We start from the raw sequence: 23,604 nt of genomic DNA on the forward strand, positions 1-23,604 counted from the left end.
GACACGAGGAAGTTCTGACGAGTATCGGCTCGGCGTTATCTAGAAGCACGCTCAACGCACCTGAAGAGAACGTAATATGGCGATCCAAAATTCGACATACTCCATACGTTTACAAAGCGAGCCCCAGCATGTCGACTAGAGAACTTCTCGAAGCGGCCGCTAATGAAGTTTGGAGGCCGTACATGTCCCACCAGACGTTCGACGGCGCCGACTCAGGTCAGAAAATAGCCGATTATGGGCAGGAGCCAAGGAGCCACCCCTGCGGCGCTCTTTGCTGCGGTACATTCGGCGAGTTGCTGCAAGGGCAATTGCCGGCGGGCTCCGTTTCCCGGGATTCTCACTTTCTGGTCACGATGCCCATCGCGCTCTTTGCGAGGGCTTACTTCACGCCGATTGCAGACACACGGTCCGTGACTGTCTATCCGTCCCATAAACTCAAAGCAAAACAGCTAGCTGAAAATCTCGTGAGTGCAATCGGAGCCTCAGGAGGAATTCTGCTTTTGCAATCGGAACTCCCCGAAGGTAAAGGATTGGCAAGTTCGTCCGCGGATCTTGTTGCGGCTGCACGGTCAATCGCGCGCTGCTTCAACCGTAGAATCGGCACGTCATTGATCGAGAAACTAATGGCGGAGATCGAGCCATCTGATGGAGTGATGTACCCAGGGGTAGTCGCCTATCAGCAGCGAGAATGTAGCCTTCTCTCCTTCCTTGGGCAAATGCCTCCGCTCGCGATTGTAGGTATCGATGAAGGAGGGACGGTGGAAACCGTCGACTATGATCAACGGCGAGGCGAAACCTCGGCCAGCTACCGGGCGAAATATCACGAATTACTAGACCGCGCGCGGAAAGCGATTTCGCGGGGTGATACGGCCACAATAGGCAGGATCGCCACAGCCAGTTCGCTCTTGCATCAGGAGCGAGCTCCAAAGAAGCATCTGGACTCGATGCTGAATGCATCCGAGGCTACTGACGCTCTTGGGGTCATAGTCGCGCACAGCGGCACGATGAGTGGAATCCTGCTTGATCGAATGGCGGCTGACTTTCCGAGGAAGCTTCGGTCTGTGCTCGCTCATGTATCGGCATTCAACGACTGGCCAAAAATATATCTCACGATGACTGATTGTTAGGCTAGCCTAGAGCGGGATGAATTGAGGCTGAATCGGCGTGGGATTCCCTCAGGCGTGCAAATCTGATTGAACTAAACCGCTGACGCAGAGGGCTTATCTGGGCCATCTGGGGTTCTCCTGTCTGGAAGGTTGGCTCAACACCAAAGCTTCTCAGACGGGGGCCTCCTCAGGCCAGACCCGCGCATCAGCTACCGCGGCAGCGGTTTAGTTCAATCACCAAATGCGCGCTGCCGGAACCCAACGAGTCGTAACTTCAGCCGAGGTGTACTAGTGCTTTCCCCCTCGATTACTTCCTGACAGCCGAATAGCCCTGTCAAGCCGTCGCGCAACCGACGCGTCAATGCCTTCGTGAGCCGCCCCTACGGAGAAGTCATTCCCCAGGCGGTATTTGCTTCCGGCCTCCAATGTCAACCTATTGTGCCGACACTTCGTGTCCGCTTTGTCGGGACCTCGACAGGCTTGTTGGCCACCTTGTAGTTGGCCGAGACTAAGTGACTGAATGGGACCATAATATTCCGTCCTACGCTGATGAGCTAAATCGGCACGAGGTTTGCGTCGATCGTTCCGAGGCTTCACATATCGGGCACTTCCTGCCCTCGACCAAACGCTGCAGTCGCCCGTCGGGTGGTGGGTCTATAGCTGAAGGAGGACCTGCAAATGAGGAAAATCGTCGCCGCCAAGTTGCACGGCATCACCGTAACCGGAGCAGATTTGAACTACCACGGTTCAATAACTCTGGACCCGGATCATTGCAGCGAGGCAGGCATTCTTCCGTTGGAGTTCGTTGAGATATGGAATAAAGCGACTGGCGCGCGGATCAGTACGTATGTGATTTACGGTGAGAGGGGGTCTGGTTGCTGTGTGCTGAACGGAGCCGCTGCTCGCACCTGCCAGATCGGCGATGAGATAATCGTTTGCTCCTCCGCATATATTAGCGAGCATCAGATCGCAGAGATCAAGCCGCGGGTGCTCACGTTCGACAGGGACAATTCTGTGCGCGACCGCATGTTCTACGATGTTGAGATCAGTCAAGATGGAACGAAGACGTTCGCCGTTCGCGACGGTTCTCCTGGCGGAATCGTCTAAGCGTCGAGTCAGGTTGAGCGCCGATAGCGTCTGCGCAGGCAGCAGGTGAATGGGGGTCGGTCCCGTCAACAACTGCTTTTCCATTCCAGGGCGAAGCTCGTTCCGAAGGGAATCTTTGTTTAAGGGGTGGTCATTCATGGCGGTCGTGCGTCGAGCAGTCAGGTTGTTCGGCAGAAGAGGACTTATCATTTTATCAGAGCCGGTTTTTTCGGTGGGCCCTGCCATTTACTAGACTAGCAGTCTCGCGTCAGGGCCTCAGCCAAGACGCAACACCCTGTCTTCGAAGGAACAATCACAATGGCTAAATTGATCCAGATAAAAGAACAGCCGGACGATTCGGACCGGCAAGCCATCTTGGACCAATTAGATATCTATAACGAAAGCATGGGCGCTGTTTACGACCCCAAGGCCTTTGCTGTCCTCATCAAGGATCCCGGAAGCGGCCAAACCACGGGTGGACTTTGGGCAAGGGGCTACTATGACTGGGTGTACATCGAATTGATATTTGTACCCAAGGAATTGCGGGGTCGGAAAATCGGCGCGCGGCTAGTAAGGTCTGCAGAGCGTTGGGCTCTTCGCAGCGGATGTGTCGGCGTGTGGCTAGACACTTTCGAGTTTCAGGCGCCAGCATTCTATCAGTCTCTCGGATACGAGACGTTTGGTCACCTGTCTAATTATCCACGAGGATCCCGGCGATATTTCCTGCGGAAGGAATTCCCTGAGAGAGTGTCGGGGGCGTTCGATCGTGCCCACTGACGTGGTGTAGGGGGCCGGATGACGCGCCCGCTCACTCATGTGGGAGAAGCCGAGCTTGTGCCCACCGGTCGACAAGACTATCGGGGCCGGCCGCGTTGAGCGATGCACCCAGTCGCGTAGCGTCTGGCGATCCGTCCGGCCGATCCGCGCCGCATCGGTCCGGCTCATACCGTCCAGGACCGCCGCGATCGACAACAGTCGGCTGCTCTGGCACATTGAGTTCCGGGCAAGATGAGCGAAGCTCCCCTGGCGAAAGGTGTTAGCGGTCGTCAAGAAGTGCGCATAAGCGGTGCCATGTGCTGTTTGGGGGTAAGCGCTATTTTCGCTGCACGTTGACGCGGGGGCTTTCGACGGATGGCCTTCGAATCGGGAACGGTATCTGGTCTGATCAGGCTGCTGTTGCTTTGGCGAAGTTGAAGGGCAGCAGGTCGTCGATATCAGTATCGACAGCGCGTTGAGGCAACTCGGTGAGGACGTGGCGCAGCCACGCTAACGGCTCGACGCCACAGGCGCGGCAGGTCAACGTCAGGCTGTAGATGCTCCGTCGACGGTATCGCTGAACAGCCAACTTTTCCGGCCAGTGGCAAAGATTCTGATGTCACGCTCGAGAAGATTGTTGTCGATCGGTCCTCGGTGTAACGCGTCAGATATCCCCATTGGTTCAGGGTGTAGGAGACGGCGTCGCCGAGCTTGCTGTCCGGCAAGACTTTTAGGGCGATGTCGTCGAGCCATGCCTTGAGAGCCTGGAGGATCGGGACACTATGTTGCTGGCGGAAGCGGCGAATGCAGTCATCCCGCGTTTCGCCGTCATCGGGGATTTCGTTCCGCGCCTGCCTTTCAACCCGATAGAGCTGTTCGAAGAACCGGAGCGCCTGTTCCGGCGGGCCGCCGCCTTTCTTCCTCGCCTTTAGGGCATCGACGAAGCGCCGCCTCGAATGGGCCATGCAGCCAAGATGCGTTGCTCCTTCCAGCGTGCGCCAGGCGGATACCGTCGCTGATCACGATGCCGCGGTAGTCGCCCAAGAAGGTCTGCGGGTGTATCTGGCCGCGACCCGGCTGATAATCGAGCAGCACGATCGGCTCGTCACTGTCGTGGCCGCTCCGGTATGCCCACATGTACGAGGTGCTGGTGGCCTCTCTGTCCATTTCCTTCAGCACCTGGACCGTGGTCTCGTCGCCATGGATGAGGGGCTGCGATCTGAGCCGCAGCTTCAGACCTCATAGATGCGGGCGAGATGCTTTTCGCTCGAGCCGATCACCCAGTGACCCAGAGCGCCACGGCTGACAGGAACGCCCTGCGCGCTCGAAGGCCTGCGCCAGGCGGTAGAGCGGTGTGCCGTCGACGTATTTGTGAACGAGCGCGAAGGCCAGCGTCGAGGCCGTGGCGATGCTGCCCGGCAAGGGTTGCGCGGGCATCGGCGCGGTCACGACCGGCGTGTTGATGCCGGTACGGTCGCAATGACGGCAAGCATACTTGAACCGCACATTCTGCAGAACCTTCGCCTTCACCTCGATATGAAGTTGCTCGGTAACGGCCTCGCCCATGCGATGCATCTGGTGACGGCAGCAAGGACAAGTCTTCTGGGCGTCGGGAAGGTCATACTCAACACGCTCGCGCGGCAGGTTTTCCGGCAAGGCCCTGCGGCCGCGCTTCTTTCCCGTCGCCCCTTCGCTCGCCGGCAAGCCCGTCCGCCCAGTGTGAACATGACCCAGCGCTCCGATTACCGCTGCCAACGCATCCACATCACCGCATTCCAGCGTCAACGTCACGCCGTTCGGCAGCGACGCGCTCACCTTGGCTGGAGAGGAAAAGTCTCCGCGCGCCTCTTTATCCACTTCCGAAGAAGGTTCGCATTGACCCCATGTTCGAGCGCAAGCCTCGATACCGACACGCCAGGCTCAAGGCAGGCCAAGACAAGACGGTCCTTCGATGCGGGGTCGTATCGGCGTCGCCCGTCCCTACCGACAAGCCTCACCCGCAGTTTCTGCTCATCTTCGTCCATCACCTGGTGTCCACCTATTTTGGTGGACACCTGCATGCATCAGAGCACTCAACAGCAAAAGGTGCGGGGAAATTCGCGCTTGCGTTTGGGGTTTCCTGTGAGAGAGGTAGGGGCTGCTGTTTGGGTTTAGTCAGTTGGGACCTGTTGGCTCTGGATCTCCTGCTGGATGTCGATGGCGTAGCATGACCAGATCTTGTCGCGCAGCTCGGTGAGGAGCTCGAAGACGGCGAGCGCCTGGTCGGGTGTCCATGTTGTTGGGATGTCTAGCGGGAAGAAGAGCGGCAAGCCTGGTTTTGCAGGTGCTGTCATGGCTTTGCCGGCCTTCTTTGGACGGCGCGCTGTTCGGAGCGTTCGGTCGCGTCTTTGAGACGGTAGGATTGGCCTTCGATGGCGATCACCTCGGCATTGTGGACGAGACGATCGACCATGGACACGACGCAGGCTGCGTTGGGAAAGACCTCGTGCCAGTCGGCGAAGTTTCGATTTGTGGTGACGAGAGTGCTCTTGGTCTCATAGCGTCGGCTGATGAGCTCGAACAGCAGGTCGGCGTGGCGGTTGGTATAGGACAGGTATCCGACCTCGTCGATTACGAGAAGCGTGGGGGCGGCGTAATGTGCCAGACGCCGGCGGAGGGCGGAGGCACTGTCGATGGCGGCCAGATCACCGAGAAGCTGTCCGGCGCGTGTAAACAGGGCGTTGTGGCCATTCAGGACAGCATGGTAGGCGATTGTTCCGGGCGAATGTTGACTTGCCGACGCCGTTGGGTCCGATAAGGACGGCGTTGCCGGCGTCGCGGATAAAGGCGAGCCTCATCAGAGCCTCGATGGCCTGTCGGTCGCATCGGGTCGGAAAGGACCAGTCGAAGTCGCAGAGCGGCTTGAACCGACCGATCTTGGCGTCCTTCAACCGCCGGTCTTGACTGCGCCTGGCGCGCTCGTCCTCTTCCCAGTCGAGGAGCGTAAGCGCCCATCCGGCTTGAGTGGCGTCCTGCCAGTGGGCCACAAGCCCGTGCAGATGCAGGCGCGCGGCGCGGTCACGCCCGTCTTGCGGATCAGGAGTGGTCATCGGGGGTTTCCTTGAGTTGGTCGTAGAGGTCTAGCCTAGCCTAGGCGGGCGGGCCTGACGGGACTGTCCTTGTCCTGCACATGCTGAGGCAGCGCGACATGCAGCAACGGGGGTTGGCGCCGCCGTTCACGTCGGCGCTCAAGGATCAACTGCACAGCGTTGGGATGGGGCGCTGGCCCTTCGAGTGCCAGGACCTCCAGGATCCCTGCCTGAAGCTCATTGGCTTCGTAGTGCTCGAGCAGTCGGTTCAGTCGGATGACGGCTGAGTGCAAGGAGTGACCGTTCTGAGCGGCTGTGATTTTTCATGGAATGAGGACCCTGTTTGAGGGGTGATTTTCGTCCACCTTTTGCGCGAAACAACAGGGTCCCGATTCCGTGGTCATTGACACGCCTGGCAACATCCCGTCGCCGCTCGGCACGCGCAACACACGCGCAACCACCGGCACAATAGATCTGTCCACGGTCGCAACATCTAGATCAGTGTTTGAGCCCGGCAACACTCGCAAAGGAAGAAGCGTCCGGTATCCTCTTCTGCCACCCTGTGGCGGTGTCCATGACGTGGACGCGAGGTGTCATCTGCGCCATAATAGCCCGGCATTCGTGTTCCGCACGGTGTAGGGTGCGGCGCCGGGTAAACTTGCAAGGTTGGGTCGGCGCCGCGCCTGCTTTAACGATCTGGGAAAAGATTAAAGCACGCGCTGCGGCTCCGCCAGCGCCCCACGCGCTTCACCGAAAAAGCATCGGCGAAAAATTTTCCCGGACCCCGCCCCCGCAGCTTCGCTACGCGCGGTCCGCGCTACGCTGCGCTGCGGGGGCGAGGTCCCCTATGCGATCCCGCGGAACCCTGTATCTCCCTGCTGGCACCATTTATGCGCACTTCCTGACGACCGTTCACAAAAGGTCCGTCCGCAACTTTCACCGCCGATCCAATCGCCGAATCTCCTTCGGCAACAGAGAATTCCCGCGCGCAAATCTGCCAAAATCACAAAAGAGTCAGCAGCCAAGACCGTCGTGAGACCTGTGTGCGGGACGCGCATTGCATTGATTTGTTTGGTTTTGTCGGCAGATCAGGACATGGGCGGGAAGATATCAAGGCCAATGTCGTTGGCTGTGGCTTTCGGCGTTCTTGTGGGAGCGCCAGCGGTGTTTTTACCCGCTATCCAGCCATAGCGATGACCTTCAAACTACGTTTCATATCGTAGGCGATGGCAGTGAGGCGAATTTGAACGCCTGCCTTGGCAAGCCCTCGCCATCGCATCCGGCGAAGACCATAGCTTCGTTTCCATGTGCCGAAGATTTTCTCGATGCGACCACGAATGCGGTGGATCGGTTGGTTCCAAGCCTCAAGACGTGCCCGTATTTCGGCTTCGTCCCGACCCCACATGCCGGTGGCGACACACGAGGGGTCCCGCCCTTTGCCCGCACTGCGTCGCCGAAATGATTGCCTCGATAGGCGCTGTCGGCAAACACCTCGCCGGGATCTGCCGTCGTTAATGTTGGCGGGCGTGATCGCAATCTCCTCGACCAAAGCAGTATCGGCGTCGGCACCCACATGGGCTTTGAAGCCAGGGACTGCTGGTCGGCCCTTATGCTTGACCCAATGGCCTTCGTCATCATTCTCACTGCCCGAGGCATTGTCGCATCGACAAGCGTGCCAGTCTTAACCCGGATCGCTTTGGCCTTGAGCTGGCGGGTGATCTCGTCGAACAGAGTCCTGTCCAGACCATGGCCGCAAGGGCTTTTCGAAAACGCACGAAAGCCGTCCGCTCTGGTGTAGGCTCCCAAGCCGAGAACCCGCAGAACCGCCGGAACGATCCTCTGTCGTCCAACGCCTCGGCAAGCTTCATGTACGACAGATCGTATCAGATCGACAGCAGCATCGCCTTGAACAAGGTCGTTGGCGGCCAGGCGGGCTCGCCCTTGGCCGCGCAGGAATCACGGCCAGGTGGCGCTCGATCGACGCCCAGTCAATCTGTCTGGCAAGCTCGTCCAAAGACGAATGTCGGCCGCCATCAACGGCGAAACCGAACTTTTCCTGACCTATGCGCCGACGTGACATCGCATCCCTCAATCCCTTGATCAGATCGAGGGAATCACAGATCAATGCGCCGGTCCAGCCACCCGCGCACAGGTCTCATTATTCCTTAACGACGATCGCCACTTATCGTTTCGCCGCGGCTTGCCTCGAGGCGCTGCGGCTAACGGTGGATGACTGTTACTGTTCGACAAGCTTGGGGGTTATCGACCAGTGAATTAAACCGGCGGCACGCTGAAGTATCGTTTCCGTCTGGGCAAGACTGGGTGAAACCGCGAGGATATGTCCAATGCAGTCTCGGTAATCGCCCCTTCTGACGATCGGCATCATGGGTTGAACATACAATTTGATCTCCATAACACCCGATACAGCAGCAGCCCGATCGTCGCCTTTGATCCAATCAAGGGTGCCTTCGTGATCAGGAATTAAGAATCGCGCAGCGGCAGACCGCGAATGCCTTCTGCGTAAATCGCATTCCTGCCCGATAACGAGCTTGAGGTGCTCCGTGATGAGGTCAATACCGTAAGCCAGACGGACCAATTGCGGCTCAAGCGCGCCAGCAAGGCGCGGATTGACTTCGATGACGATCGGGCCATGCTTCGTCCACCGAAGTTCTATGTTCGTTGGCCCCCAGTTAAGGCCCAGAGCTCGCAAACAGCTCAACGAAACGTCGGAAATACGTTTATATGCATCAGCACTCAGCGGAGCCGGAAAGTTCGTCTGCCGGAACACGAAATGCGGTGGTGCGCCGAAGTCAGCGGCGACAATCCCAACGACCTGATTTCCCATGATCTCGACGCTATAGAAGGGGCCTTGTGCGAACTCTTCAACCAGTATTTTCGGCGAAGATCGCCATACGTGCTTCCCGCCCAACAGATGTGTAACATGTTCGACTAGCTCATCGACGTCGCAGCACAATCGGACACCACTGCTGCCGCTGCCAACGGTCGGCTTGACAATCACCGGCAGCCCGATCTGCGCAGCACAGCTTTCCGCCTCCGCCGCATCCGCTACTAAGCGATAAGCTGGCACTGGAACACCGGAGTGGGCGAGGAGCTGACGTTGAGTCAGTTTATCGCAGGATCGTTCAATAGACACGGGGTCCGGTCCCGGCAAATCGAAGTGCCGGCAGAGTTTTGCAACTGTGGCAGACGTGGACTCGTCGAAGTCCGCAAATCCAGTAATGCCGGCAATGTCATAGGTCGCACGTAGCCCCGAACATTCGCGGATCAGTGAATCGAGGTCATTTCTGTCGATACGGATTGCATTAACCTGTTCCGCCGCAAGATAGTCGTAGCAGCCTGGATCTGACACCAAGTTAACTGCGTGAAGTCCGAGGCGGTTAGCCGCCTGCACATATGGCAGACCACTAGTGTTATGACCTTCAATCAGGATGAGCGCTCGTCTTCTTGCCATTGGCGTTTTCCTCAGTAAGATCAATGTGGCGGCCTAAACCTACATCGGTCGCGCTTCTTTAGCCAACCTTGCCATGACTCTGAGGGTGATCGTACCAGTGTCAGTTATTTGCGGGTGTGAAGAATTCATGAATATTCTAGAATATCCTTTTAACACTGATATTTTTTCCGCTTATTGTAGCGCTCCCCCTTACCAACATGACAGGCGATAAATAATGGAGCGTACCTTGGATTAAATCGAGGCGAATCGAGCCATTTATCGTCAATCACTCGGCCGGAGGGTTCGAAACCGTTGTGGCGATGGAGATATCATCGCGCCACACGCAATGAACCTGCACAATTCCCTTCTGTTCGCACACCTTGATCCCGAGATAAACGGCGAGGCGATTGAGCGTGACGGTTTTCGCGGACATCAGCGATGCGTCGCGCGTTTTGAAACATCAACTGCATGCCCAACCTCATACGCCTCACCATCTGGTCGACAAGGCCGAGCCGGGCAACGTCGGTTGGTTGCGATTTGGTGAAAGTGGAAGGTGACGCGACTGTTATAATCAGAGCGGGAGTAGTAGCTGGCCCGAAAGCATCGTGTCGATCCATCTCTTCAAATGATCGAGGCAAGTTTTTTGACCCGACGAAGCCCGACAGAGCGCCAGCCGAACGGCGCTTACTGGTTCGCACACCAAATTGAATACTGTGCCTCCTCGTTGATCACCTTGTCCCTATATCCGATCGAGCTATGATGGATTTTGGGTGACGGGGGTTGATCAAGCCGCGCTTTGCGGCTTCATTTCGATGACTGCTGATCCCATCCTGGAACCTGGCACCTGCGAGCAGTTTCGGCAACTGATTTTGACCCTTCAATCGACGCCAGGATTTGGCGGCGGCCATGACGAGCTTGAAGACCATCAGCCTGGCGGTCTTCGACGACAGGGATCCCTTTGTGCGCACCGTTCGGTGGCGAACGGTGGCAAAGAGGCTCTCGACGTTCGCAGATGATCCCAGTGTTCGGCGGGGAAATCGTAGAACGCCAGCAACGTCTCGCGATCCTTCTTCAGGCAGTCGACCGCCTTGTTGTACTTCGCGCCGTATTTCTCGGCGAACACATCGATCGCCATTTCGGCTGCTGAGCGTGTCGGCGCGCCGTAAATCTCGCGCAAATCCGTCTTCATGTCGGCCTGCACCGAGAGCGGCACCTTGTTCAGGACGTTGGCGGTCTTGTGCACCCAGCAGCGTTGGTGCCTGGTGCCGGGAAAGACCTCGTCGAGCGCCTTCCAGAAGCCAAGCGCGCCATCGCCGACGGCAATATCGGGCGCGATCTTCAGGCCACGCCGCTTCACGTCGACCAGCAGCTCGCGCCAGCTTTGCGCACTCTCGCGAACGCCGGTCTGGAAACCGACGAGTTCCTTTTTGCCCTCGGGCGTGGCGCCGATCAGGACCAGCATGCATTCGGCTTGGTCTTCCATCCGCGCCTGCAGGTAGACCCCGTCCGCCCGCACATAGACATAGCGGCGCGCCGAAAGATCGCGCTTTTGCCAACGCTCGTAATCGGCGTTCCACTCCGCCGTCAGCCGCGTGATCACCGAGGGTGAAAGGTTCGGCGCGTCCTTGCCCACAAGCGCACTCTGCGCTTCCTGAAAATCGCCCGTCGAAACAGCGCGCAGGTAGAGAACGGGAAGCAACGCATCCAGACTTCGCGTCCGACGCGCCCATTTCGGCAGGATCGATGAGGCGAACCGGACCCGATCAACCTCGCCATTCGCGCCGCGATCCCGGATCTTCACCCGGCTGACTGGCACCGGACCGATGCCCGTCTGGATGCTCCGCTCCGGGCCGTGACCATGGCGGACAATCCGGTCACGGCCATCGGCAAGCTTGAACTTGAGATCCCGCATCTCGGCAAGAAACGTCTCGGCCTCGATCTCAATCGCCTGCGCCAGCAATTTGCGCGCCCCGGTGCGAAGCACATCCGTCAGGGGATCATCAAACTCGTCAGGCTGACGAAGACGAAAGACATTGGTAGTCTCATTCATGGCGTATCGCTCTCCTTGAGAGGTTCTGGCAGGCTTCATCACCCGCCTCGATACGCCGCTCTCCTCAAACCGTCATCACCCAGTTTCCGCCATAGCTCTATCCGATCTTCCAGGTGGTTTAGCGCCTATCAGTTCTTTCACCCTCCCTTTGCAGTGCACCTCGGCGTGCGCCCAGCGTTCCGATATCTCGGCGCATTTCAGCTCCATGTCCCGAAAATGCGTTTTTGCTACGGAAAGCTGGTCATCGGTTGATCGTCTTCCGGGTCCTCCTCCGAACTGCAGAGCATCCCTGCACTCTTCAAGACTCGCCGGGAACACGCCAGCGAGTTGGCTGGCAAGCTTGCTTCGGCGCTGTGTGGCGCAGCTATCCTGAGACAGGCGCTGGACGATCTCGCCAATTTGTGTGTGGGCCTCCCTGAAAGGGATGCCTCGCGACGCCATCCGTTCGGCGGCGATGGCCGTCATTGATGACCCGTCTTCGAGATGATCGCGGATCGACCTCACGTTGAACGACATGTACTTCACGATAAGCGATGTGAGGATGATGGCCCTCTGCAGGGCCTCCTCTGAAAGCCTGAGAGGAGAGCAGCCGTAGTTGCTTACTTCAATCGAGTTGCTGAAAGGCGCTTTGCAGGTAGCCGTTGCCGCAGAGACGTATGCGCCAATTACGGTGCTTGCCGACCCCTTGATGTGTTCAAGCAGGAACGGGTTCTTCTTTTGCGGCAGCATGGAAGAGCCGCCGGCAAGATTTCGGGGAACATCGATGAGAGCGAACTCGCGTGTTGTCCAGACCTGCAGATCCTGGGCCACACGACTGAGCAAGGTTGAGATGCTAGCAAAGATTGAAAGCCCGTGCAGTTGATGGTCGCGGCTCGCGACCGCATCAAGAGAGTTGAACGACGGCTCTTCAAATCCTAGAAGACTTGCGGTTTTCGAAGGATCAATCGGCATACTGGTGCCTCCGCCGGCACCAGCTCCCATAGGGCAGTTCCTGATGTCTTCCAGAAGGCTATGGAGGCGCTGGCGCTCGCGCCCCAGAGCGAAAAAGACGCCAAGCAGATAGTGCCCTGGCGATCCGGGGAGTGCGATCTGGTACTGACTGTACAACGGAGCCACAAGGCTCGATGCTTCCTCCACTCGCTGAAGCAGGGCACCTTGTGCAATTCCTATCTGTTGAGAGATGGAAGACGCGGCTTCCCGAAGGAACAGAAGAGAAATGGTCGCGTTCAAGTCGTTGCGGGATCTCGCAAGGTGCAGCCAGCCGGCCTTTTCCGGGCCAGCTCTGGTGGCAAGTTCGGCCTCATAAGCAAGATAGAGCCCACGCGGAGCCTCGCGGCCCTCCAAAGACTGAAAGCCCTCGTCCTGAAGGTTCAAGATGTGCTTGAGGAGATCGGCAGCGGCTGCCTGGCTGACCAAGCCCTGGTCTGCCAGCATGACCAGATGTGCTTCGTCTACGGCCGCCTGGTGCTGCAGAAGGCGGCCATCGCGCGAGATATCTATAGGCGGGGCGAGCAACTTCATCGCTTCGGGATGCAGGGTCCACCTGCCCTCGCTCGACCCAGGGTCTTGCTTGTCCGATCCGCCAGCGGCCGTCTCGATATCGATCACAATGGAATCGATCATCCGATCAGCTGCCGCGGCGGCGGCATCGAGTTCATCAGCGACGGCGACCGCATAGGCTACTCTGTCTCTGAAGTCGCCCTTTATTTGAACGTCGCCTCCCTCAGATTTCAGTAGCCCCGCCTCGGGCACGGTCGGGTCTGGATTTCGAGAAAAGCTGAGGCGTTTGAGCTTGCCGGACGTGTGAGCAAGTCGGAAGCGGATGGCTCCCGCCCTTGCGCTCGCGCGTGGAGGCGTGAACCCTTCTCCCGCGTAAAGTCTAATCACCATGTCAAGGATTGACGTTCCCAGGGCGTGGGAGAGCATCACTGGAATCATTCCTCCAGCCAGCCTGGGATTGACCTCGATGATGACGGGGCCCGACTCCGTTATCACGAACTCCACATGAGCCGGTCCGAAATTCAGGCCCAGGGCCGACACCGCGCCTGCGGCAAAAGAAGCCAATTCCTTGAGGGATGGCTCCGGTAGCGGGGCCGGGAAGTCGTGCCCTACCTCGACGAAGCAGGGAGCCGGCCCTTTGTGCTTGGCAAGAATTCCAAGACAATGCAGCGTCCCATCGTACGCAATTATCTCTGCAGAGTATTCCTTACCCTCGACATATTGCTGGATGAGGATGTCGGGACTGGGCAGATCCACTTGATCGAGCAGTGCACCCCTTGCACTCTCGAACGCCTTGATGGCGGCTGCGGCACTGTCGCACAACCTCACGCCGCTACTACCACTGCCGGACACTGGCTTGACGACCACCGGCAGAGTGGCTTGGGCAAGTATATTCTCGACGTCGCTGGCGGAAGTGGCCAGCCGAGTTTCAGGGACCCTGATTGATTGTCGCCGCAATTCGGCCGCCTGCTTCCATTTGTTGCGGCATGTGGCGATGGCCTCCGAATTCGCTGCTGGTAGCCCCATCGCCGTCGCGACACGTGACGCTGCTTCCACAAAATAATCCGACGACGAGTATATACCTGCCAGCCTGCCTAATTTGGCGGCGACCCCGATGAGTTCATCCGGGCTGCGGGTCTCAGCTTCGATCACTTGGGCGACCGAGTCCTTAAGAGATGGATAGCGCGCAGGATCGCGCGTGACGAGGTAGGGCTCAAAGCCTAGGAGTCGGGCCCGGTTTATCAACAGTTCGCCAGTGCCCGTCGTGTTGCTTTCCACGAAAAGGAAGCTACCTCGGTTCATCATGACGCGTCCTCCAGAACGTTTAGGACAGCTTCCCGGCTTCTCCGCTTCCAGAGATATCGGTTCCATGGCGGGAGAGCGGTCGAAGGGTGATTTTCGGTTGCCGGCTCGTCCAGCAGAACACCTGCATGCAGACATCCGTTCTGCTTAAGCCACCCGTGGTCGTAAACGGCTTCGACGTAGCGGTGGCCTTCATCAGGACATATGACGACTACGGTCTCTCCTGGATACTGTCGAGCGCGCCAACACCCGACGATGTAGCTTGCTCCGGAGGTCGGACCGGCGAAAACGGCGTACCGCTCGTGGAGGGTTCGCGTTGCAGCAAATGCGAGCGGAGCCGAGACGAGATGCACCTCGTCATATAGTTCATGCCTCACGTTCTTGGGGACAAGACTGTTCCCCAGCCCCCGCAGTTTCCGTTCGCCATCCTGTTGGCCAAAAATGACGCTATTGAAAGTGTCCACTCCAATAAGGCGCGCGCCAGGGGCTTTTTGGCGGAGGCGCTCGATCGTTCCGCAAGTAGAGCCGCCTGATCCCACAGAACCGACCAACGTTACGTCGGCGTCCAACATCTCCGATATCTGATCGGCGAAGAGCTTATAGGCTGCGGGGTTGTCGGGTGTTTCGTATTGCCGGGGCCAGAAACAGGAGCGGCCCAACTGTCTCATCCTGGCATGTAATGCGTCGAGGCGGCTTGTTTGATAACCACCCTGCTTCGCCTTTTCAGTTATTATGAAGGCTTTGGCCCCCAAGGAGATCAACCTGTTTTCGAGGCCTTTGTCCATCACGGGGTCCGTGAAGATTTCAAGCTGGAATCCACGTTCCCGGCAAACTACGGCCAAACCCAGTGCGAAGGTTCCGCTCGAGGTCTCGAGAACTTTCATGCCGTGCGTCAAAGTCCCTCGAGCCAGGGCCTGCTCAATGATGTACTTGGCAGGGAGAAGCTTCATGAACGCGAACTGCGCTACATAGAGGTTTGTCTCACACCTAATAATGCTGGGGAGAACATAGGCATCGGAATAGCTGGAGAATGGCAGACGTTTGCGAACAGCGTCCATATGGCTTACCTCACCGGCGGCCAGTCACAGGGTCAGATATATTTTTGGCGAGTTGTCGTGCGGCGATACATGCGCCAGCACGGACCTAAGCTTTCGTGGAAAGTCAGACGCCATTCGATCAAGCAGGATTCCAATCATTGTGCCGCTGTGCGCGACTATGACCCCGAGAGCGTCAACGGCCTCGGATGCTTTCAGCGTCGGGTTTAGATGCTCCTTTGGAGCCCGCTCCTGATGCAGGAGCGCGCTGGCCATAGCTATTCTGCCTATCGTGGCCGTGTCCCCCCGCGGAATTGCTATCCGTGCGCGGTCGAGTAATTGGTGATATTCTGCTCTGCGACTGGTGGGGATTTCACCTCGCCGTTGATCATAGTCGACGGTTTCGATGGTCCCTCTTTCATCGATACCAACGATTGCAAGCGGCGGCATTTGACCTAGGAAGGAGAGAAGGCTACATGCTCGCTGCTGATATGCGACCACTCCTGGGTACATCACCCCGTCGGATGGCTCTATCTCCGCCATTAGCTTCTCAATCAATGATGTCCGGACTCTCCGCTTGAAGCAGCAGGCGATTGACCGTGCAGCCGCAACAAGATCCGCAGACGAACTCGCCAGCCCTTTGCCTTCGGGGAGCTCGGATTGCAAAAGGAGGCTTCCTCCTGAGACACCGAGAGCAATCACGAGATTCTCAGCTAGTCGTTTTGCCTTGAGTTTATGTGGTGGATAAACGGTTACGGATCGTGTGCCTTCAATCGGCATAAAGTGAGCTCGCGCAAAGACCGCGATGGGCATCGTGACCAAGAAGTGAGGATCGCCGGGAAGGGAGCCGGTCGGCAACTGGCCTTGGAGCAGCTCGCCGAATGTGCCGCAACAAAGAGCCTCGCCATAATGAATTCCTGGCTGTTGTCCATCCTCGGCGATAAGCTCAGCCGTGCCTCCGAACGTCTGGTGGCACATGTATGGCATCCAAACTGCATCGGCGGCGGCTTCTAGAAATTCTGTAGTCGTGATGCTCCCCCTGCTTCCTGCAGGGTCGATGGAATAGGTGTAATGCTGGATCGGCATATCACTTCCCCAAAAACGTGCGCTGTCATTCGATTTGCTGCCAGGAGATGAGACTTGGATCATCGGAGTGCGGGTCGTTTTTCATTTGGATACTTTCAAGTACCTAGGTGCCTAACTGTTTGGCCTCAGACTTTGGGGTGAACGTACCATTGGCAGTGATTTGCGGTTGCAAAGATTCTATGAAATTACTTGTAGTATCTGTTGCACCCCTGATTGCCGGCGGCGCCGTATGGAACGTCTCAGCGAGTTGGCGACGTTCAAGGGACACCGGTTTGAGCATTCAGTGATCCTGCTTTGCATACGCTGGTATCTGGCAGTCCGGCGGGATCGTTGGGCCCCCACGTACATCGCGGATCATCCGCGACAGATGCCCGGCATCGACGTCATGCCCCGCCCAGATCACGGCGTCGCCCAAGACGCTCTCGATGCAAGCCTCCGCCGCGTGGTTCCGCGCCGGCTCTCCCATCGCAAGCGCCGCAAAGCCGGTGGCCGAGGCCATGCCTTAAGGCAACGCGAGCCGTGCCTTCCGATCAGGCCGCTCGGGCCAGTCATAGACCTGGCAGCGGCGGGCCCCGTGCCTGCGTGCCACCTCGGCCATCCGCGCGCAGGGCCGAAGACTCTCCACGAGAGCCGCGCCTCGTCGAACGCTGGGTCGTGTCCATCAGGTGGTGTAGCTCGGCGGTTACGAAGCCGCTCGCGAGCGCGCCGTTAGTAGCGCTGTAGCGAGTGAGCGGCGTTTCGGTGGTCATCGGCGCTTTCCGGTAGGGTTTGGTTGTTGACGCCAACCCATTTCGGAAGGACCACCGATGACCGACGACATGATGAACCTGCGCACGGTCGTGGAGAAGACCCCGGATGCCGATCTTCTGCGGGAGATGATCGGCTTTGCCGCCGAGCGGCCGATGGAAACGGAGGTCGGCGCGCCCACCGGCGCCGGCTATGGCGAGAAGAAGCCGCTGCGGCTCGCCCAGCGCAATGGGTACCGCGACCGGGACTGGGAGACGCGGGCCAGATACATGACCCTGGAAACCATCAGCCAAATGAGTGATGATCCCATGATCAGCCTGCCAGCCGTGGCACGCTGATCAGCCCGGCCCATGCCGGAGAGCACGGCGACCAATGCCGCCAACTACACCACGCCGCGGGACACGATCGAACGCTGCCCGCCGCCTGTCGGACCTGCGACCTCAAGCCAGCCAGCAACCCGTTGCGTGAGCCCCTCCAAGAGAGGCTTCTTCGCATGTTCAAATCGCCGGATCCATGCGAGCGGCGAGACGCTACGGAGACAGGGCTACGAATCCAGGTTAATGGCGAAGCTCTCCGAGGAGCGAGGTAGTCAGTGCTCCAGGCGCGGCCTTCCCGATATGAAAATCCAGGCCTACTCTCACGCCTCCGGCCGTGAACCTCAAGCGGCTGGCAGCCGCATATTTGGTCCAGTTCCTTCGGCTGGTATTCCGCTGCTCCGGATCGAGCCGTCGGTAGCAAGACGAGCGGTCTGAGGGTCACGCCAAACCCTCATGCGAAGGCGGATCCCGTCTCATCTCAAAGCGGTTCGCCCAAGCGAACTTCTTCAACGGGCACGCCTCACTTCATGAGGAATGTGCTGGCGCATGCTGGAAACGGCAGAGTGCGGCCGTCTAGCCAAAAACGCGTCCACTGCTGACATGCGGATCACACAAAGCGCGGGTTTGAAATGCCGTCAGCTTACGAGACCCACTTCCGACAGATCTGGGTTGAATCCGGAAGGAGCGCATATTTGATTAACTGCCAGATCATGAATGCTTGTTTGTTTCACTTTTGCGGGTGGTTTGAAACAAACGTTGCGGAGAACTATGAAATTGTTAAGATTGAGAAGCAAATATTAAATCTCAAGTATGGCCGGGCATCAGACGGTGGACGACCTAGACAAAAGGATCCTGACGGCGCTACAGAGGAACAATCGGCACTCCTTTGCCGACCTCGCGGAACTCGTCGGTTCTTCAGCCGCCTCATGCATGCGTCGAGTGAACAAGTTGCGTGCGGAGGGCGTAATCGTTGCGGATATCTCACTCGTGAATCCGAAGGCTCTTGGCAAATCGCTTACCATTGTTGTGACAGTTGAACTTGACCGTGAACGTCTGGACCTTGTCGACGACTTCAAGCGCGCGATGCGCGCGGCCAAGGAGGTAACTCAATGCTACATGGTGACGGGCGACGCCGATTTCGTCCTGGTCGTAGCGGTCGAGGACGTCGATGCCTTTGACGTCTTTGTCAAGACAAAGCTCTATACCAACCCCAACGTGCGAAAATTTAGGAGTATGATCAGCCTTGATCGTGTTAAGTTCGAGCCCCGGGTCACGGTATAGCTTTCGGCGGATTGCTGAAGCCATAGATCCGAGCCGCCTTTGAAGGGCCCTCACTCCAACTTCTCCGGTCTCCAGGAAAGTCTAGAGTTTGCAACGGGGCTCTCGCAGACCCCAATGGAAAGAAAGACTTTCTAATCTCTTGACTAGCTCCTTCTGGTGTCCTTTGGCTTTTCACTCCACCGATTAAGACATTCCGGATGAACTCGATCCTCTTCGCCTTGGGGGCAGTCAACAGCTGACTTCCTCGATTTGCTAAGACCTTCGAAAACTTTGAGCGCGTCGCCGGCACGGCAGGATAGCGCAATCTCAATCTGTCGAGCGTCAGCCATTGCGGAAGGTGTGGCTGTAACCATTGATCGCCGGCGTGCCGCCGAGATGCGCGGATAGGACTCTCGATCGCTCCGGAAAGAAGCCCTTCTGGACGAGGTCGATCATCCCTTGCATTCGATTTGCCCTCGTAGACGGGATCAGTATCATGCCCTCGAGCCGCGCGCACAGGCGGATGGCCTCCTTTTTTCTCGGACGGAATGCCATAGTGCGGGTATGCCTAGAGCACGTCCTGCCATCGATGAATCGATTGTGAAGTGACGTCCGCGTTGTGTGCTGATTCAACATTCATCTCGACGGAGGTGGATAATGGGAAAGCACTGAGTGGCGATCTGCGGTGGCGTGTGTTGAAGGCTTTGGACGAAGGTATGTCGGCGCGCCAAGCCGCGGCGCGGTTTGGTGTGGGTATATCAAGTGCGATCCGCTGGATTGCTCGGGCGAAGATCGGCGAGACTGGGCCGCGGCCGCAGGGTCGCCGCCGCGCGTCCAGCCTCGATGCGCATGACGCCTTCATCGTCGGGCTGATCGAGGAGCGCAAGGACATCACGCTGAACGAGATGGTGGCGCGGCTGGAGGTCGAGCAGTCGGTTCGGATCAGCCGCAGCGCCTTGAGCGCCTGGCTCGGCGGGCACGGCTGGACATTCAAAAAAAGTCCGCGCACGCACTGGAGCAGGACCGCCCCGACATCCTGAAGCGACGCCGGGACTGGTTCGACGGCCAGCTCGATCTCGATCCGGCGAAGCTGGTGTGTGATTTTTCATGGAATGAGGGACGAAAATCACCCCTCAAACAGGGTCCTCATTCTTGCGCGAAAAACCAGGGTCCCGATTCCGTGGTCATTGACAGCTGGTGTTCATCGACGAGACGGGCCTCTCCACGAAGATGGCGCGCCTGCGCGGAAGAGCGCCGCGCGGCGAACGCTGCCGGGCTGGCGTGCCGCACGGGCATTGGAAGACCACCACCTTCACCGGAGCGCTGCGGCTGACCGGCATGACCGCCCCCTTCGTCTACGACGGCGCCATGAACGGCACTGTGTTCCTCGCCTATGTCAGCCAAGTGCTGGTTCCGACCCTCGAACGCGGCGACGTCGTCGTGATGGACAACTTGCCCGTCCACAAGGCGGCGGGCGCTCGCGACGCAATAGAAGCGGCGGGTGCGAGCCTGCTCTACCTGCCGCCCTACAGTCCCGACTTCAATCCGATCGAAAACGCCTTCGCCAAGCTGAAGGCGCTGATGCGCGCCAAGGCCGAGAGGACAATCGCCGCGCTCTGGGATACGGTCGGCGCGATCCTCGAACGCTTCACCCCTGACGAATGCGCCAACTACTTCAAGGCAGCCGGGTATGACCCAGATTGAACAGGACGTGCTCTAGTCTTCGAGCAACACCACGTCATGCTCGACGGGTTCCGTTCCGAGATTGACGAGCTCCGCTGTAGGTTGGGCAATCTTTAGCACCCGCGCCTTGGTTCTCGCCGGGTGGCAGAGGCATCGATTCCGATCACGTTGCGCTGTCGACCGTCCTTGCAAATGCGACGAGCATCCCGGCATGCGTTGACCCGGTGACCGTGCAAACGACGATATAGTCGAAGGCAAACCCAAGCTGTTTTTCCTGGGCGCGCACTTTCACCGCGAACCCCAGATAACCGAGGCCGCCGTTCGGGTGAACAGACGCCCCGACTGGTATCGCACAGGGTGAACTGCCCCCCGTTTCGACCGGACAGTCGGCATAAGCAGAAAGGCTCAAGCACAGGCTTGAGGATAGGCTTATCTCCAACGAGTATCGACGCATCGAAGTGATCACAGGCGACGTCCGCCGCCGGCGATGGACAACCGAGCAAAAGCTGCAGATCATCGAGGAGAGTTTTGAGGCCGGCGAGACGGTATCGTCGACCGCGGCGTCATGGCGTTGCGCCCAACCTTCTTTATCGTTGGCGCAGGTTGTTGAGCGAGGGAGGTGCAGCCGCCGTGGATTCAGACAAGCCTGTCGTCGGCAATTCCGAGGTAAAGAAGCTCGAAGAGCGCGTGCGCGAACTTGAACGCATGCTTGGCCGCAAGACGCTGGAAGTCGAGATTCTGCGCGAGGCCCTCTCGAAAGCTCACTCAAAAAAACAGATCTCGCGGCCGATCTTGTTGCCGAAGGACGGTTCCCGATGAAGACGGTGGCCGACACTCTGGGTGTTTCCCGCGCCAATTTGGCCGAACGACTGAAGGGCAAGTCGAAGCCGCGTGGTCCCTATCGCAAGGCCGAGGATGCTGAATTGCTGTCAGCCATTCGCAGGCTGGTCGATGCACGACCGACCTATGGCTATCGGCGGATCGCCGCCCTTCTCAACCGGGAAAGGCGAGCCGCCGATCAGGCGCCCGTCAACGCCAAGCGTATCCACCGCATCATGGGCAACTACGCCATGCTCGTGGAGAAACACACCGCCGTTCGCAAGGGCCGTGTCCATGATGGCAAGGTCATGGTCATGCGCTCGAACCTGTGCTGGTGCTCCGACGGTTTGGAGTTTGCCTGCTGGAAGGCGAGCTGATCCGGCTCGCCTTCATCATAGATGCCTTCGACAGGGAGATCATCGCCTGGGCGGCTGTCGCCAACGCCGGAATATCCGGCTCCGATGTCCGCGATATGATGCTGGAGGCCTCGAGAAACGCTTCGGCGCAACCCGGGCGCCACACGCCATCGAGCACCTTTCCGACAACGGCTCGGCCTACACCGCAAGGGACACGAGACTGTTCGCCCAGGCCCTGAACCTTGTGCCGTGCTTCACACCCGTCGCCAGCCCCAGTCAACGGCATGTCAGAAGCCTTCGTCAAAACCCTCAAGCGGGACTACGTCCGCATCTCACCCCTTCCGGATGCCGAAACCGCACTCCGGCAGATCGACGGATGGATCGACGATTATAACGAAATCCATCCACACTCCGCGCTCAAGGTGGCTTCCCCTCGGCAGTTCATCAGGGCTATCTCAACCTAAGCCGACTGCCGGTGAAACGGGGAGCACTCCACAGGGTCTGCCGCCCCTTGCCTTTTATCTCGTAGAGCGCCTGTTCCCAACTGCGGCGGATGCCGGTATCGCATCCCTGGTCGACCAGGCACACCTCTGCACCCATGATGCCGCTCAGGAGAATGACCCGGTCGTAGACGGCATCCTCATGGGGGTACCCAGCTCTCTTGAACCAGTAGACATTTCATGCCGATCTTGGCGGCGACCGCGGCGACCATCCGCGTGTGGTTGGACTGCACGCCGCCGATGGAGACAAGCGTCGGCATTTGACACGATCGCGTCGGGGATGATGTATTCGAGCTGACGGAGCTTGTTTCCGCCAAACGCGAGACCGGAGTTGCAGTCCTCGCGCTCGGCGTAGATTTCCAACCCGCCCCCCAGCTGCTTGGAGAGGCGGTCGAGCTTTTCAGTGGGCGTGGGCCCAAAGGTGAGCGGATAGCGTTCGAGCTTTTCCAGCATGTTTTCTCCGGCAACACGCGATGGAGCTGAATAAGCCATGCATGAGTCATTCTAGAGGTGTCTTTGGTTTGGCGTCATCTGCGTTATCCGGCGCCGAAGAGTCCCATTACTATTTCCAGCGCCTCGTTCGTCATTGAGAGTTGCAACCGCACGCCGGCGTACTGCGAGAGGGCTACGATGGTATGGCATTCAACAACTGCATCTACTGGAATACTCGAATGACCGGATTGCGGTTGCCAATCGACTTCTTAAGCAAAGTGTTCCTTCGAGAACTGCTCAATACTTATGGTTGGTACAAAGTGGTGCCAGCTTGAGCACTAACCTTGTCATGGCATCTCAAGGCAGCAGCAGCGATATGGCCAGCATTTGATCGCGCTGGAGCAAATCTGCGGATTCATTCGTCACCTCATCAAGGTCTGGCGGCTCGGATCCAACTTCCTTGCAACTGCCGAAATGCTCAGCCCTTTGGCCAGCTCGGCTAATGCAGCCAGACCGCCAGATCAGTAAGAGCACGCTTGCGAAATACGCCAGCTGAAGGAGCAGGGAACAAGCCAGGGTCGTGACGACTACTGTGCCGATTGAATGAGATGCGAAGTAGACAGTCAGTGCGGTGCTGCACAGCACCACCCCTAGGACTTGACAAAACATTCTAAAGGGCAACGCCGTTCTCCTGGTTTTGTCTCCTCAGATCACGCTGCGACCTGATCGGCCGCAACATGGGTCTGGCAGTTCTTCGGGCAGACGCGGGCGCAGGCCCCGCAGCCAATGCAGCGGCCGGCATGATCGACGACCATGATCATGCGATTGAGCTCGCCATCGAAATCGTCGTCTTCGCCGTCGCAGGCGCCGAGGATTTCACCCGCGTCATCGACGCCGTAAAGATGCATGACCTCGCGAGAGCAGACTTTGAAACAGCGGCCGCAGCCGATGCAGGTCGTGCCGTCTATAGCGGTGAGATATTCCGGCACCCATCCGGAGCCGTCGCGGGTGATAAATGTGTTCGTCATCGTAACTTCTTCATTGCAGCGAG

17 protein-coding genes and 13 pseudogenes are annotated in these 23,604 nt (G+C 58.3%); 9 read left to right on the plus strand and 21 right to left on the minus strand.

Translation table 11 applies throughout. The features are described from left to right. Positions 1-182 precede the first annotated feature (182 nt). The 3 genes from NKH38_RS15680 (at position 183) to NKH38_RS15690 (ending at position 2,969) form a co-directional block, all read left to right on the plus strand. Positions 183-1,127: a GHMP family kinase ATP-binding protein gene (locus NKH38_RS15680; RefSeq protein WP_352765366.1), complete on the plus strand. Its 945-nt coding sequence runs from the start codon at positions 183-185 to the stop codon at positions 1,125-1,127. Between the two features lie 657 nt (positions 1,128-1,784). Continuing rightward, complete coding sequence (panD, locus tag NKH38_RS15685; protein WP_352581768.1) at positions 1,785-2,213, plus strand: aspartate 1-decarboxylase; 429 nt, start codon at positions 1,785-1,787, stop codon at positions 2,211-2,213. A gap of 297 nt (positions 2,214-2,510) precedes the next feature. Further along, the gene (locus NKH38_RS15690) at positions 2,511-2,969 is read left to right on the plus strand and encodes a GNAT family N-acetyltransferase (RefSeq protein ID WP_352765368.1); all 459 of its coding nucleotides are present in this window, start codon (positions 2,511-2,513) and stop codon (positions 2,967-2,969) included. A 58-nt stretch (positions 2,970-3,027) separates the two neighbouring features. Here the strand turns inward: NKH38_RS15690 and NKH38_RS33385 are convergent. From NKH38_RS33385 to NKH38_RS15755, 16 genes and pseudogenes are all read right to left on the minus strand, one after another. Next, positions 3,028-3,170, minus strand: a pseudogene (locus NKH38_RS33385) (helix-turn-helix domain-containing protein); the annotation flags it as partial. A 187-nt stretch (positions 3,171-3,357) separates the two neighbouring features. Further along, complete coding sequence (locus NKH38_RS33390) at positions 3,358-3,537, minus strand: transposase domain-containing protein (protein ID WP_502896687.1); 180 nt, start codon at positions 3,535-3,537, stop codon at positions 3,358-3,360. Next, positions 3,495-3,913, minus strand: a pseudogene (locus tag NKH38_RS33395) (IS66 family transposase). Before NKH38_RS33395 ends, NKH38_RS33390 begins: the two are co-directional and overlap by 43 nt. After that, positions 3,807-4,523, minus strand: a pseudogene (locus NKH38_RS33400) (IS66 family transposase). The pseudogenes NKH38_RS33395 and NKH38_RS33400 overlap by 107 nt, the downstream one beginning before the upstream one ends. A gap of 135 nt (positions 4,524-4,658) precedes the next feature. Next, positions 4,659-4,972 (minus strand): annotated as a pseudogene (locus tag NKH38_RS15700) (transposase); the annotation flags it as partial. A gap of 126 nt (positions 4,973-5,098) precedes the next feature. After that, positions 5,099-5,281, minus strand: coding sequence for a hypothetical protein (locus NKH38_RS15705; RefSeq protein WP_352765370.1), 183 nt, complete (start codon positions 5,279-5,281; stop codon positions 5,099-5,101). Continuing rightward, positions 5,278-5,700: an ATP-binding protein gene (locus NKH38_RS15710; RefSeq protein ID WP_352765387.1), complete on the minus strand. Its 423-nt coding sequence runs from the start codon at positions 5,698-5,700 to the stop codon at positions 5,278-5,280. Before NKH38_RS15710 ends, NKH38_RS15705 begins: the two co-directional genes overlap by 4 nt. Next, positions 5,633-6,037: an ATP-binding protein gene (locus NKH38_RS15715; RefSeq protein WP_352765372.1), complete on the minus strand. Its 405-nt coding sequence runs from the start codon at positions 6,035-6,037 to the stop codon at positions 5,633-5,635. Before NKH38_RS15715 ends, NKH38_RS15710 begins: the two co-directional genes overlap by 68 nt. 1,156 nt (positions 6,038-7,193) lie before the next feature. Then, positions 7,194-7,589 carry a transposase gene (locus NKH38_RS15720; protein WP_352765374.1) on the minus strand — a complete coding sequence of 132 codons (396 nt, stop codon included), beginning with the start codon at positions 7,587-7,589 and terminating at the stop codon, positions 7,194-7,196. A gap of 67 nt (positions 7,590-7,656) precedes the next feature. Beyond that, positions 7,657-7,884 carry a transposase gene (locus NKH38_RS15725; RefSeq protein ID WP_352581773.1) on the minus strand — a complete coding sequence of 76 codons (228 nt, stop codon included), beginning with the start codon at positions 7,882-7,884 and terminating at the stop codon, positions 7,657-7,659. Between the two features lie 368 nt (positions 7,885-8,252). Continuing rightward, the gene (locus NKH38_RS15730; RefSeq protein WP_352765376.1) at positions 8,253-9,488 is read right to left on the minus strand and encodes an ATP-grasp domain-containing protein; all 1,236 of its coding nucleotides are present in this window, start codon (positions 9,486-9,488) and stop codon (positions 8,253-8,255) included. Positions 9,489-9,753: 265 nt separating this feature from the next. Then, on the minus strand, positions 9,754-9,900 hold the full coding sequence (locus tag NKH38_RS15735) for a hypothetical protein (RefSeq protein WP_352581775.1): 147 nt from the start codon (positions 9,898-9,900) through the stop codon (positions 9,754-9,756). A 295-nt stretch (positions 9,901-10,195) separates the two neighbouring features. Next, positions 10,196-11,517, minus strand: a pseudogene (locus NKH38_RS15740) (IS256 family transposase). Positions 11,518-11,592: 75 nt separating this feature from the next. After that, the gene (locus NKH38_RS15745; RefSeq protein WP_352765378.1) at positions 11,593-14,322 is read right to left on the minus strand and encodes a lyase family protein; all 2,730 of its coding nucleotides are present in this window, start codon (positions 14,320-14,322) and stop codon (positions 11,593-11,595) included. Continuing rightward, positions 14,319-15,377 carry a cysteine synthase family protein gene (locus NKH38_RS15750; protein ID WP_352581777.1) on the minus strand — a complete coding sequence of 353 codons (1,059 nt, stop codon included), beginning with the start codon at positions 15,375-15,377 and terminating at the stop codon, positions 14,319-14,321. The genes NKH38_RS15745 and NKH38_RS15750 overlap by 4 nt, the downstream gene beginning before the upstream one ends. Positions 15,378-15,401: 24 nt before the next feature. Continuing rightward, on the minus strand, positions 15,402-16,502 hold the full coding sequence (locus NKH38_RS15755) for a GHMP family kinase ATP-binding protein (protein ID WP_352765381.1): 1,101 nt from the start codon (positions 16,500-16,502) through the stop codon (positions 15,402-15,404). A gap of 743 nt (positions 16,503-17,245) precedes the next feature. On the opposite strand from NKH38_RS15755, the pseudogene NKH38_RS15760 reads away from it, so the two are divergent. Then, positions 17,246-17,467 (plus strand): annotated as a pseudogene (locus NKH38_RS15760) (transposase); the annotation flags it as partial. An 864-nt stretch (positions 17,468-18,331) separates the two neighbouring features. Next, entirely contained in the window at positions 18,332-18,784 is a 453-nt protein-coding gene (locus tag NKH38_RS15765) for an Lrp/AsnC family transcriptional regulator (RefSeq protein ID WP_352765383.1), read from the plus strand. Positions 18,785-19,105: 321 nt separating this feature from the next. On the opposite strand, the pseudogene NKH38_RS15770 reads toward NKH38_RS15765, so the two are convergent. Then, positions 19,106-19,331, minus strand: a pseudogene (locus NKH38_RS15770) (1-aminocyclopropane-1-carboxylate deaminase); the annotation flags it as partial. A 148-nt stretch (positions 19,332-19,479) separates the two neighbouring features. Here NKH38_RS15770 and NKH38_RS33405 point away from each other — a divergent pair. From NKH38_RS33405 to NKH38_RS15780, 3 pseudogenes are all read left to right on the plus strand, one after another. Then, positions 19,480-19,638, plus strand: a pseudogene (locus NKH38_RS33405) (IS630 family transposase); the annotation flags it as partial. Between the two features lie 116 nt (positions 19,639-19,754). Continuing rightward, positions 19,755-19,853 (plus strand): annotated as a pseudogene (locus NKH38_RS33410) (IS630 family transposase); the annotation flags it as partial. Positions 19,854-19,957: 104 nt separating this feature from the next. Further along, positions 19,958-20,467: pseudogene (locus tag NKH38_RS15780) on the plus strand (IS630 family transposase); the annotation flags it as partial. Between the two features lie 15 nt (positions 20,468-20,482). Here NKH38_RS15780 and NKH38_RS15785 read toward each other — a convergent pair. After that, positions 20,483-20,807 (minus strand): annotated as a pseudogene (locus NKH38_RS15785) (1-aminocyclopropane-1-carboxylate deaminase); the annotation flags it as partial. Positions 20,808-20,877: 70 nt separating this feature from the next. Here NKH38_RS15785 and NKH38_RS15790 point away from each other — a divergent pair. After that, positions 20,878-22,085, plus strand: a pseudogene (locus NKH38_RS15790) (IS3 family transposase). Positions 22,086-22,128: 43 nt separating this feature from the next. On the opposite strand, the pseudogene NKH38_RS15795 reads toward NKH38_RS15790, so the two are convergent. From NKH38_RS15795 to fdxB, 3 genes and pseudogenes are all read right to left on the minus strand, one after another. Continuing rightward, positions 22,129-22,574 (minus strand): annotated as a pseudogene (locus tag NKH38_RS15795) (pyridoxal-phosphate dependent enzyme); the annotation flags it as partial. A gap of 336 nt (positions 22,575-22,910) precedes the next feature. Beyond that, the gene (locus NKH38_RS15800; protein ID WP_352762907.1) at positions 22,911-23,222 is read right to left on the minus strand and encodes an exopolysaccharide production repressor protein; all 312 of its coding nucleotides are present in this window, start codon (positions 23,220-23,222) and stop codon (positions 22,911-22,913) included. Positions 23,223-23,263: 41 nt separating this feature from the next. Next, positions 23,264-23,581, minus strand: coding sequence for a ferredoxin III, nif-specific (gene fdxB, locus NKH38_RS15805; protein ID WP_023672812.1), 318 nt, complete (start codon positions 23,579-23,581; stop codon positions 23,264-23,266). Positions 23,582-23,604: the final 23 nt, after the last annotated feature.

It is taken from the genome of Mesorhizobium sp. M1078 (genome assembly GCF_040318615.1).
Taxonomy (GTDB): Bacteria; Pseudomonadota; Alphaproteobacteria; order Rhizobiales; family Rhizobiaceae; genus Mesorhizobium.

Bases quoted from the DNA above. Each gene is read 5' to 3' on its own strand.
- panD (WP_352581768.1), top strand. From the start codon at position 1,785: ATGAGGAAAATCGTCGCCGCCAAGTTGCACGGCATCACCGTAACCGGA.
- NKH38_RS15800 (WP_352762907.1), bottom strand. From the start codon at position 23,222: ATGTTTTGTCAAGTCCTAGGGGTGGTGCTGTGCAGCACCGCACTGACT.
- NKH38_RS15680 (WP_352765366.1), top strand. From the start codon at position 183: ATGTCCCACCAGACGTTCGACGGCGCCGACTCAGGTCAGAAAATAGCC.
- NKH38_RS15705 (WP_352765370.1), bottom strand. From the start codon at position 5,281: ATGACAGCACCTGCAAAACCAGGCTTGCCGCTCTTCTTCCCGCTAGAC.
- NKH38_RS15715 (WP_352765372.1), bottom strand. From the start codon at position 6,037: ATGACCACTCCTGATCCGCAAGACGGGCGTGACCGCGCCGCGCGCCTG.
- fdxB (WP_023672812.1), bottom strand. From the start codon at position 23,581: ATGACGAACACATTTATCACCCGCGACGGCTCCGGATGGGTGCCGGAA.
- NKH38_RS15735 (WP_352581775.1), bottom strand. From the start codon at position 9,900: ATGTCCGCGAAAACCGTCACGCTCAATCGCCTCGCCGTTTATCTCGGG.
- NKH38_RS15730 (WP_352765376.1), bottom strand. From the start codon at position 9,488: ATGGCAAGAAGACGAGCGCTCATCCTGATTGAAGGTCATAACACTAGT.
- NKH38_RS15690 (WP_352765368.1), top strand. From the start codon at position 2,511: ATGGCTAAATTGATCCAGATAAAAGAACAGCCGGACGATTCGGACCGG.
- NKH38_RS15750 (WP_352581777.1), bottom strand. From the start codon at position 15,377: ATGGACGCTGTTCGCAAACGTCTGCCATTCTCCAGCTATTCCGATGCC.
- NKH38_RS15755 (WP_352765381.1), bottom strand. From the start codon at position 16,502: ATGATCCAAGTCTCATCTCCTGGCAGCAAATCGAATGACAGCGCACGT.
- NKH38_RS15745 (WP_352765378.1), bottom strand. From the start codon at position 14,322: ATGATGAACCGAGGTAGCTTCCTTTTCGTGGAAAGCAACACGACGGGC.
- NKH38_RS15725 (WP_352581773.1), bottom strand. From the start codon at position 7,884: ATGAAGCTTGCCGAGGCGTTGGACGACAGAGGATCGTTCCGGCGGTTC.